The 16,286-nt window shown below is 34.2% G+C and carries 8 protein-coding genes; all 8 read right to left on the bottom strand.

Going from position 1 to position 16,286, the window contains the following annotated elements:
- Positions 1-33 precede the first annotated feature (33 nt).
- Entirely contained in the window at positions 34-7,290 is a 7,257-nt protein-coding gene (gene sprA, locus FLV_RS18635) for a cell surface protein SprA (RefSeq protein ID WP_243236198.1), read from the bottom strand.
- A gap of 25 nt (positions 7,291-7,315) precedes the next feature.
- Positions 7,316-7,897 (bottom strand): Holliday junction branch migration protein RuvA, encoded by a 582-nt coding sequence (ruvA, locus tag FLV_RS18630; protein ID WP_243236197.1) that lies wholly within the window; start codon positions 7,895-7,897, stop codon positions 7,316-7,318.
- Positions 7,898-7,962: 65 nt separating this feature from the next.
- Positions 7,963-10,254 (bottom strand): NADP-dependent malic enzyme, encoded by a 2,292-nt coding sequence (locus FLV_RS18625; RefSeq protein ID WP_243236196.1) that lies wholly within the window; start codon positions 10,252-10,254, stop codon positions 7,963-7,965.
- A 156-nt stretch (positions 10,255-10,410) separates the two neighbouring features.
- Positions 10,411-10,836, bottom strand: a complete 426-nt coding sequence (locus FLV_RS18620) for a CBS domain-containing protein (protein ID WP_243236195.1) — start codon at positions 10,834-10,836, stop codon at positions 10,411-10,413.
- Positions 10,837-11,068: 232 nt separating this feature from the next.
- Positions 11,069-11,995, bottom strand: coding sequence for a tRNA epoxyqueuosine(34) reductase QueG (gene queG, locus FLV_RS18615; RefSeq protein WP_243236194.1), 927 nt, complete (start codon positions 11,993-11,995; stop codon positions 11,069-11,071).
- Positions 11,992-13,338, bottom strand: a complete 1,347-nt coding sequence (locus FLV_RS18610; RefSeq protein ID WP_243236193.1) for a cytochrome P450 — start codon at positions 13,336-13,338, stop codon at positions 11,992-11,994. The genes queG and FLV_RS18610 overlap by 4 nt, the downstream gene beginning before the upstream one ends.
- 11 nt (positions 13,339-13,349) lie before the next feature.
- On the bottom strand, positions 13,350-14,372 hold the full coding sequence (ruvB, locus tag FLV_RS18605; RefSeq protein WP_243236192.1) for a Holliday junction branch migration DNA helicase RuvB: 1,023 nt from the start codon (positions 14,370-14,372) through the stop codon (positions 13,350-13,352).
- 107 nt (positions 14,373-14,479) lie between these two features.
- Positions 14,480-16,282: a cbb3-type cytochrome c oxidase subunit I gene (locus FLV_RS18600; protein ID WP_243236191.1), complete on the bottom strand. Its 1,803-nt coding sequence runs from the start codon at positions 16,280-16,282 to the stop codon at positions 14,480-14,482.
- Between the last annotated feature and the right edge of the window lie 4 nt (positions 16,283-16,286).

Genomic DNA, 16,286 nt, shown 5'->3' with positions numbered 1-16,286 from the left:
TCTTCTAATGAAAATCAGATTAGAATCACAAAATTAATTTCCAAAATTATATCGAATTGTAAATCCTGAACGAATATTAGTTAATGGAAATGAAGTAGAAATGACTGCTTTAGAAAACGAATGGTCATAATAGAAAATAGCCGTAAGGTTCTTACTGAAAGCATAATCTGCAGTAAGTTTTAACGACCAGATGTTTTGACCGGCAGCTAATTGATTATTGTCATAATCTAAATAGCGAACCAGAGTCTGATTATTTCTATACGAAAAATCAGCTTTGATATTTATATCGCTTTTTATAATTCCTGTTGGATTATCAGCTAAAGTCGATGAAAAAATAACATCTTTAAAACGATAACCTAAACCTACAACATATTCAAGACCTTTAACTTCTGTCAATAAATTATTATCAAAACTCATTGATAAAGCCCTGTCTTTCTTAACTTCTGTAAGTACTCTTAACGAACCTTTCAATTCAAAATCTACACGAATTAATGGGCTAAATTGTTCTACCAGATTAACATTGGACATAATTGTTTTATTGAAAAAATTACCATTTACATCTGTACCGTCCGGATTTTCATTATAATCAAAATTTGATCTAAACTGATTAATCGTATAAGAAGCACGATAATTATGCTGCAAAGAAAAGCGCTTAAACCTGTCTTTGAAATATTTATATCGCATCAGTCCATTATATTTTATACTCCAGTTTGGAATAGGAAAATTTCTAAAAATTCCAGTTGAAGACTTAGAAGCATCACCACCCGAATAAGCAGCTAAAAAAGCCGGCAATAAAACTGCCTGATTACTTTTACCATACCCTACAGGATAACCATCATTTGCTATAATTTGTTTTCTTTCAGCATTATTAGGATTGGCAAGATTATCTATAGGTTGCCCAGCATCCTCTAGCGGAAGATCACCTACGTCATATCTTGGAATTGCAGTTCCGTATCTGCCTTCGGCCAAACGATTGGCAATTGTTAAACGATTTTCTCTAAAATCATCAAAAGCTGCTGATACATTTTCATCACTTTTAGAAAATGCTGTTTTGATTAATACAGTAGAAATAGAAAACATTCCATAAGTGTATGGAGACAATGCAGCATATTGACCATTAGTAACACTATACTGTTCTGAAGAATTTTCAGAATACGATCTGTCCATTGTCAAATCTATTTTAAAATCCGGAAACAAATCAACATTTGCTGTTACTTTTAAAATTTTAGTATTTACCTGTGTAAAATTTTGATTGAAATTATCATAGGTTGTCAACCAGCCGTTTTTGGCAGCTTCATAACGTACATCATCCTGACTTCCAAAAACAAAACCTAACGTAGGCTTTGAAGTTCCTAAAAAGCCTATCCCCGGAGTATAACCGGGCAAAACAGTTCCGCTGTTCTCTGTATAATTTACCTGAATATTTTTTACACTCGTTAAAACACCAATCAAACCATCATAAAACGGACTGCCGGCCGTAGCTGGTTTATTTGTGTTTACTATTTTTTCTCCCGGTTTAGGAGGTCCTGCCGGTTTTGGCTTTACTGCTTTTTTGGCCCCCGGCGTTAATCCTAAATACTTGTACAATGTTGTCATATTAAAAGTTGTACTTAAAGTATTTGAATTGGCATTCTGAATCGTATTTCCTAAATTATAGATTGTAGTAGATCCATCAGGGTTTTCCTCTTCGTATTGAGACAACGCCGTTGAAGATCGCTGCCAGTTGTAATCTGCGGTATAGGAGTAATTTGCTTTTATAAAACTAAAGATTGGCAATTTGTTAATTGGAATATCATAATTTACAATCAATTGTTGTGTATGCTGATTTGGTGTTCCAAGATCGAAATAATCATCCCAGATACTGAAATCCTCTTTAGGAGTATTATCGTCGTTCAAAAAATTCTTAACAATATTATTTGAAGATGCCGTATAATTTAATTTTAAAGATTTAGTTAAGTTAAATCCAAATCCGTATTGATAATTATGGGCGAAATTTCTTCTGTAAAGCGCATCCAATCCAATTCCCTGAACATCTTCAACCTGTCTGAATTGCTGGCGATTGCTTTGTCTTATAATATTTGAATTAAAAGAAATATTAGAAGGCAGATAATTAAAATTGAAATCACTCAATAATTTCCAATACTCACTTTTTTTCATGAATTTATTCTCCTTAAAAGGAACTACTTCTTTTGGCTGAAACGTATAAGCATAATTTACAGATGAGTTTGACAATTCGTCTTCATAATCTTCAATCTCATAATCATGACGTTCAACCTGATTATAAGACTGTGAGAATGTAAAATTCTCAACATCATAAACATGCGGTTTTTGTTCCGGTGCCCTGTCTTTTCTAACCCCTATAAAATTGATACTTTTACGTTTGGTATAATCTATTGCCCTGTTTTTGATGTTGTCTTTTTGAGCCTGATCTGTAGTTTCATTCAGCAATTGCTCCAGTTTAATATCCTGATTAAAAGGATCATATTCCGGTGTAATTACTTCTTCGCCAATAGCATAATTAAACGGAAGGTTTATGCCCCATTTTGGAGGCAGTAATTTTCCTAAATTTAAATTCGTAACGATGTTATATTGTTGAATATCTTCACGATCTCTTTCGTTTGCTCCCTCTTCAATAGCCCCAAAACCAATGGTGCTTTTTCGCCCGGTTGCCGAAACTGTAGCAAAATCAGCCATATTAGTATCAATATTTAAGATTGCTGCCATACCGCCCTTATTATCCATATCAGATAAACGAAGCTCATTGAACCAGACTTCACCTTTGACTTGTTTATCTGTTACATTATTTTTAAGACCAACCATTAAATTTCGAACCATCCCAAAGTTTGGATTTCCTTTTATACCCAATCTCAATCTGCGGTCTCCATCTCTTAAATCTATATCCCCATTAATATCTCCATCTTCATCCGGATAATAAATTCCATTTATGTCACGTTTAGGCGAATTGATATCAACACTCATCCCTTTGATCTTCATTTTTGTCAATAAAGCAAGAGCCAAATCCATTGCATTTTCTTCGGGCCAAACCAAATCAGGACTTATATTACTCCCTCCTCCTGATTGAGTTACTTTTAATGGCATTTCAATCTGATAAAAGTTCTCTGTAAAATCATTTCCAAAACGAATAAATGCAGTCATTTCATTATCACCAAGAGCAACTTCTTTTTCCAGTGATTCAGCATGAAGAAACATTTTTAGTTTTTTATACTGACGCATATCAAGGCTTACATTTTTGAAAGCAGCTCTTGAGTCCTGCTTTTCTAAACCATTTCCTGAAACACGCAGGGCTAAAGACTGTTCATTTTGATTGATTACGGTATTATTATTATACAATTGTTCTCTCTGAACATTTGGTGGCATAACATAATTTACCGGAGATTTTGTACTGTTTTCCTGAACATTTACTGCTTGTACTTCAAAAATAGTACCGTCATCCAACGGATTGGTATCTGCCGCATCAAGAGTTCCCTCATATCTTCTCCATTCTCCTCTAACCAAATCCAAAGAGCCAAAACGTACCGTGATCTGATCGGTAAATCCGGTCATAAACATTCTCATAAAACGGATAGATCTTAAATCAGGTTTTCCAATTTTATTTTTAAATTCTGCGATCGGTATTTTAAACTGAATCCATCTCGCTTTAGTATTTGTACCATTCGGCAACGGAACATCATTTACTTCTCTGACATCTGTAATATAATTTTGTCCGGTTTCCATACCTGGTTTCATATCAATGCTGTATTCATAATAAGCATTAATAGTATTCATCGTATTATCGCGATTAATATCTTCGACATCTGGAAGAGTTGTTGATGCCCTGTTGGCATCATTTATATCTACTGCTGAGTTTCCTTCGACACCATTATATTTTTTATAACGATCCAGAACACCTCCGTTTGTATTTAAAAAATAAGTATAATCATCTGCTGCCGGATCCGGTTCAGAGGCATAATTAGTATAAATCGCAGCTTCTCTTGCATTTGGCAAACCATCTAAACCTACATCCTGATTGGTTCTGTTACCTGCATTATTATCAAAAGCATATATTAAGGATTGCGAAGCCGGAACATCTCCCCAAATTGGCTGTGGCTTTACCACTAACTGATCGGGTCCAAGACCGTTTTCATATTGCTTCCTGCCGTCTTTTAAAACATCTTCAGAAATCTCTCCTAAATTGAAATAAATTTTACCCGTATTGGAAGACTGAGCTGCTCCATTTCCTTCATAATAAGGATCTAACATCCAAAACTGGATAAATTCGACATTGCTTTGTTCAAAATTGGTAGAATTTAAAGAACGCATAATCCCACCAAAATTACCATTTGCCGGATTTGTAGCAAAATCTGGATTATTATTATAAGGCCCTCTTTCTGAAGGATAATAACTTAAATCAAGCGTATTAATTACTTGTAACTGCCCCTGAGCGATATCAGTATTAGGATATAATTCTTTGCTGTAAATTCTTCGGGTAGTGTTCAAAGACAGATCGTCATTTGATATTCCGGATGGTTTTTGAGTATAAAAAATCGGGTCTATAGTATACCATGCCAGTTTTGCCCTCTTATAACCGTATTGTAAATTGTCAAAATGTGCATTAAATGTAGGATCACCATCAGCATTAATAAATGGTGTTGAAGCAAGACTCCATGCATAAGCAGATCTCATGTCTATAGTAGACTGTGAACCTTCAAAATCATCTACATATATAGTTGCTTCACCTTCAAAATCACTTGCTTTTGGTGCATCCGGTTTTAAAAATGCAACTTCACCTCTTATCGAAAGATTAGAAGGAACGTCTGTATCAATGTTAGGCAGCTTATTTACTAATCTTGTAAAAAAAGGAATTTCGGTTGAGTAATTTCCATTAAAACCAAAAATAGTATTATTTACAGATTCCTGACCATAACTGGATTTTTGGGTAAATGGTCTTTCAGTCATTTTTAAGTAAGTTCCCCCAACTACAAATTTATCAGATATCTTATGCTCTACATTCAGCCCCATAAACCTTCTGGTCTGCTGTCCAAAAACCGAATTATTTTCTAAAGAGACTTCGATTGGCGTATTAGAAGCCTGTAATGACGGATCCAATATCTGAACCCTTCCTAACTGATAATCGACACTATAATCAATTCCTTCAACCAGAACCCTTCCGGCAGCCGTAACTACTACAGAACCTTGCGGAACATTAAAAGCACCTATCGGAATTCCATCACTTCCGGATGACTTATATTTCCCTCTTAATAAAAATTTATTTTTATCACTATCCTGTAAAGCTTTTGTCTGGGTTTCTGTGTACATCGTGTTGTACACATATTTCTTCTGATTCGGATTATAAGTCCCCGGACTGTCGTAATTTTCTCCTGCTGTTCCTGTGTTTAATTTATCAAATAACAACTTTCCAAAAGGTTCTTTTGTGGTAAAGATAATTCGTCCGTTTTGCGCATCAAAAGTGATGCCCTGAAGATAATCGAAGAAACCATCACCGCCTGCCTGCGGGTCATTATTGTAATTTAATTTATCCAGATTGAAAACCTTTAACAAAGGTGTGTCCTCTACTTTATTCTCAACAGTTGGATTAGAAGGAAAAGGAACAACAGGCGTTATGTAATTTATTGGCGAAGGATCCGTATAAAGAATGTTAAACCTAAAATCATCTTGTTTTACCTGATAAGCCCCCGGTATCTGATAAATATTTTTCATCATCAGATTCCATACCGGATTTTGAACATTTGTTAAACTGCTTTTCAGCATTTTCAAAATCAAACTTTGCGTAATAACAGCCTGATTATTATTTTGGGCACTACCTGTTACTACTGTACCATCAACACCATCACTACCAAATTCACCTACCTGATACACAACTCCTCCCACTGTATATTCAAAAGCAACTGCTAAAATTTCATCATTTGCTAAACGTTGCTGTAAAGAGATGTAACCTAACTGAGGGTTAAAAGTGTACTCATTGGTAGTTAATTTTCTGGCATTTTCAAGTACAGAATAATCAGTTCCTTCATTTACAACAGGAACATCAGCAGGATTAAAACCAGATTTAGCCGTTACAATTTCTCTTATATTTGAATTTAAATAAGATCCAGACTGACCAATTACAGCAGGATTATATTTATTGTTTTTATTATCTGTTGGTGAGTCAATATTAACATTAAAAAATCCGGCAGAAGTATTCACAACCACTTTTGAATCCGGTAATCCGGTAAGCTGGCTTTCTCCTAAATCCTGAAGTGCAATTATATTTCGCAGGTTGTTACTTGTTGTACTAACACGATTTTGCTTGTTTGTTACCCAAATCTCCAACCTTGTTATTTGCACTCGGCTATCAATAAAAGGATAATTTCTTAATGAAGCATCATATTTATTTCTAAAATATTGCGACAAAAAGAAGTGTCTGTCGCTATCATAATCCAGAGCGTATAAATCAAAATTCTGAATTGTCCCTCCTCCTTCGGCAACTATGCTTTTTGTTTGTGACTTTTGCTCAGAGAAAACTCCGGTAACAGTCGTTTTTCCAAATTGCAATTGTGTTTTAACCCCAAACAAACTCTGTGCCCCACGAATTAAGGTACTGTTTAAAGGCATACTCACGTTACCTACTTCTACTTTCTGAACAATATCATCTTCTGTAGGCGTATAAGCTAATTTGAATAAATTTTGAAAAGCAAATGTAGATTGGGTGTCATAATTAGCACTTACCTCTAATCTGGTTCCTACCTTTCCCATTAAACTCATGCTTATCCTTTGATCAAAATCAAAAGTCATGCTTGATCTGTTCCTTGGTGAGAAAGATGGATTGTCCTGTTTACTATAACGTAATCCCAAATCCATTTCAACAGAACCCGTTGGTTTTACATCAATTGTATTACTTCCAAAAATAGATTCAAAAAGACTGGAATTGACATAATACCTTGGCAATAAATCTTTTTTAGCATCTTCGCTACCTGCTTTTTTTCCGTCAATAGCAATCATTTTTTGTCTAAAATAATTTCTTCGGGATTCTTTAAGCAGTAAATCCTCATATTGTTTTGGTGTCAAAACCAGAGGATAATCTATAGAAAAACCATCAACAGAACTCGTATAAATATAACGGTCTGTTATAGGATCGTATTTGTATGCAGAAAGTACACTTGGCGGATTTTCTAATTCTAATTTCCCAACAGAAAATCCGGTTTTTGTAGTATCCTGAATTGTTGAATTTACCTGTGCCTGCAAAGCATTACCACAAAATAAAACCAGTAAAAAAAGTAAAATTTTACGCATACAATTCAAGTGTCTTAATAGTAATTTATAACGCTTTTAAAGCTCTTTTGATAATAGTTTCTACAGTTGCATCCGGATCTTCTTTTACAATTTTCTCGACAACTTTTTCAGAGGCTTTCCTAACAAAACCTAAAACTTCTAAAGCAGATAACGCTTCATCTCGGTTTGTATTGTTTTGAACAACAGAAACTTCATCTAAATCGTATAATTTTAAGACTTTTTCTTTCAAATCCAATATTACTCTTTGGGCAGTTTTATTCCCGATGCCTTTGATAGACTGAATAATGCCAACATCCCCCGAAGCAATTGCATTGATAATTTGCCTTGGATCTATTGAAGACAGCATTGTTCTGGCAATATTAGCCCCGATACCCGAAACTGATATTAACATCCTGAATATTTCTCTTTCGGATTTTTCGGCAAAGCCGTATAAAGTATGCGCATCTTCCTTAATTAGAAGATGCGTGTACAATTTTATAAAATCTGTATTTGGAATTAGTGAAAAGGTATGCAAAGAGATATTTACAAGATATCCAACCCCTGCACAATCAATCACAACTTCTGTTGGATTTTTCTCTACTAATTTTCCTTGCAAATGTGCTATCATAATATAGTTTGTAGGGCCAAATATAATAAAATTAAGACAATATTAACAACAACTTACGTCATCAGTTATTTCGTCTGTTTAATTTTCTTCAATTCTTTTCCCTGAGCATCAATAACTGCAATTGCCGCCATATTTACCATCTCCTCAACACTGGCTCCTAATTGAAAAATGTGAACCGGTTTGCCCATTCCCATCATAATTGGTCCAATAGAATTTACCTGATACAACTCTTTTAATAATTTATACGTAATATTGGCTGACTCGAGGTTAGGAAATACAAGTGTATTTACTTTTTTACCAGCCAGTTTAGAAAAAGGAAATTTCTCCTGAAGCATTTCGGGATTCAAAGCAAAATCGGCCTGAATTTCTCCGTCAACAATCATATCCGGATGATTTTTGTGTAAATAAGTAACCGCTTCTCTTATTTTTGAAGCATTCTGATGCGTTGATGATCCAAAATTTGAATACGAAACCATTGCAATAACAGGTTCAATACCAAACATTTTTGCAGTTTTAGCGGTCATAATCGCAATATTAACCAAATCCTCAGCGGATGGATTAATATTTATGGCTGTATCTGACAAAAACATTGGTCCACGTGAAGTCAGCATCATATTTGCTGTAGCTACAAGTGATGCTCCTGAGGCTTTGTCAATTAATTGAAGCATTGGTTTTACTACACTAGGATAACTTCTTGAAAAACCAGTAACAAGACCATCTGCTTCCTCTTCATTTACCATCATTGCCGCAAAATAATTTCTTTCGCGCATAAATCGCTGAGCATCAAGCAACGAAACCCCTCTTCTTTCCCTTGTTTCCCAATATGAATTTGCAAATCTGTTACGCCTTGCTGCTTCTTCACTTGTTTTAGGATCAATAATTTCTACATCTGCATCAAAACCAAGTTCTTTCTTAAGTTCTAAAATGATTTCTTTATTCCCTAATAAAATTGGAAAACCTATACCTTCTTCGTGTACAATTTGTGCAGCTTTTAAAACATTTAAATGTTCTGCCTCAGCAAAAACAACTCGTTTCGGATCCATTTTGGCACGGTTTGTAATCAAACGAACCATTTTATTGTCATTCCCTAAACGTTCTAACAATTTTTCTTCATAAGCAGACCAGTCTGTAATGGGGTTTTTAGCAACACCGGATTCTATAGCTGCTTTTGCTACAGCAGGTGCCACAACTGCAATCAATCTTGGATCAAATGGTTTCGGAATAATATATTCTCGGCCAAAACCTAATTTTGTTGCTCCATAAGCTACATTAACCTGTTCCGGAACAGATTGTTTCGCTAATGAAGCCAATGCTTTTACAGCTGCCATTTTCATCGCTTCATTAATCTTTGTAGCCCTAACATCCAAAGCTCCTCTAAAAATATAAGGAAACCCTAAAACATTATTTACCTGATTAGGAAAATCAGAACGCCCTGTAGCCATAATAACATCTTTGCGTGTTTCTACTGCTAAATTATAATCGATCTCCGGATTTGGATTTGCCATCGCAAACACAATTGGATTATCAGCCATTGATAATAACATTTCAGGAGATAAAATATTCCCTGAAGACAATCCTATAAAAACATCAGCATCTTTTACAGCTTCGGCTAAATCAATTTTAGCACCATCCAAAGCATACTTTAATTGCAATTCTGAAAGCGAAGGATTATCTTTTGTTAAAAGTCCTTTACTGTTAAACATTAAAACATTCTCTACTTTAACTCCCAGCAAAACATATAAATCTGTACAGGCTATTGCTGCAGATCCCGCACCGGAAACTACCACTTTCACATCTTCTGCTTTTTTTCCTGCTAATTCTAATGCATTAATTAAAGCTGCCGAAGAAATAATCGCTGTTCCGTGCTGATCATCGTGCATTACCGGAATATCCAGTTCTTCTATTAATCTTCTTTCTATTTCGAAAGATTCGGGAGCTTTAATATCTTCAAGATTAATTCCTCCAAAAGTCGGAGCAATATTTTTTACAGTCTGAATAAATTCTTCAACATCTTTTGTCCCGATTTCAATATCAAAAACATCGATATCTGAAAAGATTTTAAACAACAAGCCTTTTCCTTCCATCACTGGTTTTCCTGCTTCAGGCCCTATATCTCCAAGACCTAAAACAGCTGTACCGTTTGAAATTACGGCTACTAAATTTCCTTTTGCTGTATATTTATAAACATCTTCAATATTTTCTGCGATTGCTAAACATGGCTCTGCAACACCTGGTGAGTAAGCCAAAGACAAATCTCTTTGAGTTGCATATTTTTTTGTTGGAACTACCTGAATTTTCCCTGGAGTCGGTTCTGCATGATATAATAACGCTTCTCTTCTTTTCGTATCTTTATTCATTCGTTTTCACTTTAATTGTGTCTTACAAAGATATAAGACTTGTCTTAAAACATTATCCAATTAAGCATTCTTTTCAAAAAATTATTCAAATTCAGCTTAAAAAAAAATAGCTCAACATTTTGAACTATTTTTAAAATCTTAATTTATAAAAGCTAATTATTGCGAAATATAAGAATTCAGATGATTTATAGTGTCATTTTGTAATTCAATAATTGCCTTTACAACATCGCTGATCGAAATAACTCCTATCACAATTTCGTTTTCTAAAACTGGTAAATGTCTAATACGTTTAGTACTCATAAGCTCCATGCAGGCTTCTAGATTATCCGAAAGTTTCACAGTAAAAATAGTACTTTCCATGATCTCATCAACGAAAGTCTCTTTTGATGATTTATCCTTTAAAACAATTTTTCGAGCATAATCTCTTTCTGACAATATTCCTTTTAACTCAGTACCGTCAATAACCAATATAGCTCCAATATTCTTTTCGCCCATTACTTTCAGTGCTTCATAAACAGTTGTTGTTGAATGTATGGAATAAACATTTTTTCCTTTTGCGTTTAGTATTTGATTTACAGTCATATCTGAAAAATTTTAGATTTATAAAGTTAAAAAAAATTGAACACAAAAAAGAAGTTCCTATATTTTTTAACACCTAATAAATTCATTTTTAAAACATTAGAACATATTTAACTGTTTCGAAATATTCTCTGAAACAAAAGAATATTTCACAAGCTCTTTTTTATGAAAAACACAACGTTTTTACATTAAACCTGAAATAAAAAGATCTTTCTTAAACTGAAAGATCTTTTCATTATTCTAAAAATTTAATATTTCTTCTTAAACCATCAAACTTAGTTCTCTTGACAGGAGAATTTTTAAAAACCAACCGAAAGGTTTCCTCTGTTATTTCAATCCAGTCTTTTTTAGAAAAAGAAAGCAACTCAGGATTTGCATTAAACAAAGGTTCTGAATGCGGTTTCGAAAAACGATTCCACGGACAAACATCCTGACAGGTATCACAGCCAAACATCCACTCATCAAACTTGCCTTTCATTTCGTATGGAATATTTTCTTTGAGTTCTATTGTATAATAAGAAATGCATTTGCTTCCGTCCACTACATAAGGAGCAACTATCGCCTGAGTTGGACAAGCATCGATACAGGCTGTACATGAGCCGCAATGATCCGTTACTGCATGATCGTATTCTAAATCCAAATCTAAAATAAGTTCTGCAATAAAATAAAATGAGCCTACTTTTTGAGTTAATAAATTACTGCTTTTACCAATCCATCCCAAACCGCTTTTTGCTGCCCATGCTCTATCCAGAACCGGAGCTGAATCGACAAAAGCACGCCCCGAAACATCTCCAATGTTTTCCTGAATTGAATGAAGAAATTCTTTTAGTTTTTCTTTAATAACAAAATGATAATCCTGACCATACGCATATTTTGAAATCTTGAAACTTTCGCTATTTTGAAATTCAGCAGGGTAATAATTTAATAAAAGTGAAACCACACTTTTAGCATCATCAACCAATAATGTTGGGTCTAAGCGCTTATCAAAATGGTTTTCCATATACCCCATTTGACCATTATGATTATTTTTTAACCATTTTTCCAAACGAGGAGCTTCTTCTTCGAGAAATCCTGCTTTAGATATTCCACAAGAAATGAAACCAAGTCGTTTCGCTTCAGATTTAATAAATTTCGAATATTTTTCTTTAGAATTAATACTCATCTTTTTAAAAATAAAACTTCAGCTCCAACTGGTTTTAAAGTAATTAACGGATTAAACTGAATATCCGTTTTAGTAGATTTAATTATATATCTTTTTATAATATAAGAAAGTGTCAGACACATTTCATAAATCGCAAACCCTGTCCCAATACACATTCTTGGTCCGGCTCCAAAAGGATAAAAATATTGCAGCGACTTCTTTTTTTGTTCACCAAGAAAACGTTCCGGAATAAATTCATTTGGATTTTCCCAATATTTAGGATTACGATGCAATTCATAAAAAGAAACTCCAATCAGAGTTCCTTTTTTAATATTAAAATCTCCCAACCTATCATCTTCTACATTCTCTCTATCCGTAATCCAGGCGGGCGGATACAATCGCATAGATTCATTTAAAACTGCATTTATATAAGTCATTTTTTGAAGCTGCTCTACAACATTATCAGTCTCTGATTCGATTTTCACAATTTCATCAAATATTTTCTGCTGCACATCAGGGTTATTTCCTAAAAGATGTAAAGTAAAAGTCAGCGCATTTGCAGTTGTTTCATGCCCGGCAATAAAAAGGATTTTTATTTCATCTATTAATTGCTCAACAGACATTCCTTCACCACTATCCTCATAACGTGTTTCAAGAAGCATATTCAACAAATCATTAACTTCGTTTTTTGAATCAACTCTTTCTTCTATAATTCCCTTAATAATTTTATTATTTTCATCAGCAAGATCAAGATGCTTTTTCACTTGACCACTAATTGAAAACCACCATGCTTTATGAGGAAGCCTAATTTCTTTGATTAAGAAATTCTGAACTTCTTCGATAATAAATTTTATACGATTTAATTTTTCATCAGAAGTAGAAAGTTGAAATAATGATTTAGCCACAACATTAAAAGCCAATTCACTCATTACAGGAAAAAGATTAATAGGTTTTTCCTCAACTAAATCATTAAGTTCAGAAATAACAGTCCTCTCCATATTTTCAACCAACTGATTCATTTTTTGCTTATGAAAAGCCGGTTGAATAAGACGTCTTTGTTTTAGCCAAAATTCACCATCAACTGTTAAAAGTCCTTTACCTAAATATTTTGAAAGATATACAGACTGAAACTTTGATTTATGATAATTCTTCTGATTTTTCTGTAAAATATATTCGGCAACATCATTGTCTCTGGATAAAATGATATATTTTGATTTTCCAATTCTAATAGAAAAGGAATCCCCTAAATCATTAAAATATATATTATGAAACGGAATAGGATTTTTACGCACTCCTTCAGCATCCAAAAAAAATCTTATAATTGAAAGTTTGCTTGGATAACTATATTTTTTACTCTCAGACATTGAATAATAAATTAAAACAATCCTCCTTGAATATTAGTATTTATTTTACCCAAATGTTTATAAGCTTTATCAGTAACTTCACGCCCTCGCGGAGTACGCATAATAAAACCTTCCTGAATTAAAAATGGTTCATAAACTTCTTCAATAGTTTCGCTGCTTTCAGAAACTGCTGTTGCCAAAGTAGAGAGACCAACAGGGCCGCCTTTGAATTTATTTATAATTGTAAGCAATATTTTATTATCCATTTCATCAAGACCATGTGCGTCTACGTTAAGTGCTTTTAGAGCATAACGTGCAATTTCCAAATCAATAGTCCCATTCCCTTTTATTTGCGCAAAATCACGTACTCTTCGCAACAATGCATTAGCAATACGAGGTGTACCACGACTGCGACCAGCTATTTCAATGGCAGCGTCTAATGAAATGGGCATTTTAAGTATAGAAGAGCTTCTTTCAACAATACTTGTCAAAAGCTCTGTTGTATAATATTGTAAACGGGAAGATATTCCGAAACGGGCACGCATTGGTGCTGTTAATAATCCTGAACGGGTAGTCGCTCCAATTAATGTAAAAGGATTTAAATTGATTTGAACCGTTCTGGCATTAGGACCTGATTCAATCATAATATCAATCTTGAAGTCTTCCATTGCAGAATACAAGTACTCTTCAACAATAGGGCTTAAACGATGAATTTCATCAATGAATAAAACATCTCTTTCATCGAGATTTGTCAGTAAACCCGCTAAATCACCTGGTTTATCCAAAACAGGACCAGAAGTAATTTTAATTCCAACTTCAAGTTCATTTGCCAAAATATTAGCTAAAGTGGTTTTCCCCAGACCGGGAGGTCCATGAAAAAGTGCGTGATCCAATGCTTCCCCACGTTGATTTGCTGCAGCAACAAAAACCTTTAAATTTTCTAATACCTGGTCTTGTCCTGCAAAATCATCAAATGACAGCGGACGTAATCTTTTTTCAAGATCTAACTCTTCTGGGTTGTATCCTTTTGTGGTAGGATCTAGATTTTCATTCATTTTACAAAGATATACAAAGTAATCAGTATGTAAAACAGTAAAAGTTCAGAGATAAAACTTTTACAAAACAAAAAGACCATCATTTCTGATGGCCTTTTAAAATATTTTTAGTGGTGTAAAACTTCTTCACCTTCTTTCATTGGTACATTTTGCGGCACAAAATCTACATCATGATTTGGGTTACTGTAGTCATACGGCCAACGATATACGTGAGGAATTTCTCCTGGCCAGTTACCGTGAATATGCTCAACCGGAGTTGTCCACTCTAAAGTTGTAGATTTCCATGGGTTCTGAACCGCTTTCTTACCGTAGAAAATACTACTAAAGAAGTTGTATAAGAACACTAATTGGAACGCACCTCCTACAAGAGCAAATGTAGTAATTAAAACATTCACATTTTGTAAATCATCGAATAATGGGAAGTTTGTGTTTGTATAATAACGTCTTGGAAGACCTGCTAATCCGATAAAGTGCATTGGGAAGAAAACTCCATAGGCACAAACTGCAGTAATCCAGAAGTGAATATAACCTAAATTTTTGTTTAACATTCTTCCGTACATCTTAGGGAACCAGTGGTAAATACCAGCAAACATTCCGTAAAGCGCAGAGATACCCATTACTAAGTGAAAGTGAGCAATAACGAAGTAAGTATCATGAACGTTAATATCTAAAGTACTATCTCCTAAAATGATTCCTGTTAAACCTCCAGTGATGAAAGTAGAAACCATTCCGATTGAGAACAACATTGCAGGGTTAAATTGTAAGTTACCTTTCCACAAAGTAGTAATCCAGTTAAATGCTTTTACAGCAGATGGAATTGCAATCAATAATGTAGTAAAAGTAAATACCGATCCTAAGAAAGGATTCATTCCTGAAAGGAACATGTGGTGACCCCAAACAATTGTAGATAAAAATGCAATTGCAAGAACAGACATAATCATCGCTCTGTATCCAAAGATTGGTTTACGAGAGTTCGTAGCCATAATTTCAGAAACAAGACCCATTGCTGGTAAGATTACGATGTAAACCTCAGGGTGCCCTAAGAACCAGAATAAGTGTTCAAACAATACAGGAGAACCACCTTGGTAATGTAAAACCTCTCCAGCTATGTAAATATCTGAAAGGAAGAATGAAGTACCAAAACTTCTATCGAAAATTAATAATAAAGCCGCTGATAATAAAACCGGAAATGAGATAACTCCAATAATAGCAGTTACGAAGAATGTCCAGATAGTAAGTGGAAGTCTTGTCATAGACATTCCTTTAGTTCTTAGGTTTATAACTGTAACAATGTAATTTAAAGAACCCATTAATGAAGATGCGATAAATATTGCCATTGAAACTAACCATAAAGTCATACCTGTTCCAGATCCTGGAATCGCTTGAGGTAAAGCACTTAATGGAGGATAAATTGTCCATCCTGCAGAAGCTGGTCCAGCTTCAACAAATAAAGAACACAACATTACTACAGCTGATAAGAAAAATAACCAGTAAGAAATCATATTCATGAATCCTGAAGCCATATCTCTTGCACCAATCTGAAGCGGAATAAGTAAATTACTAAAAGTTCCACTTAAACCTGCTGTTAGTACAAAGAATACCATAATGGTTCCGTGAATTGTAACTAAAGCCAAATAAATATCATTGGCCATCACACCATCAGGTGCAAATTTATCTCCTAATAAAACATTAAAAATTTTAAAAGACTCTTCTGGCCAAGCCAATTGCATTCTGAAAAGCAAAGACATTGCTATACCAATAATCCCCATAATAATACCGGTAATCAAGTATTGCTTAGCGATCATTTTGTGATCAATACTAAAAATATATTTAGTAATGAACGTGTCTTTATGATGATGTTCGTGCTCGTGATCGTGTCCGTGATCGTGACCGTGCGCTTCTGCTGACATATAT

The sequence above is a fragment of the Flavobacterium pectinovorum genome, assembly GCF_022802975.1.
GTDB lineage: Bacteria > Bacteroidota > Bacteroidia > Flavobacteriales > Flavobacteriaceae > Flavobacterium > Flavobacterium pectinovorum_B.
The sequence above is the reverse complement of the archived record's forward strand: the minus strand, read 5'-3'. Positions and strand labels throughout refer to the sequence as shown.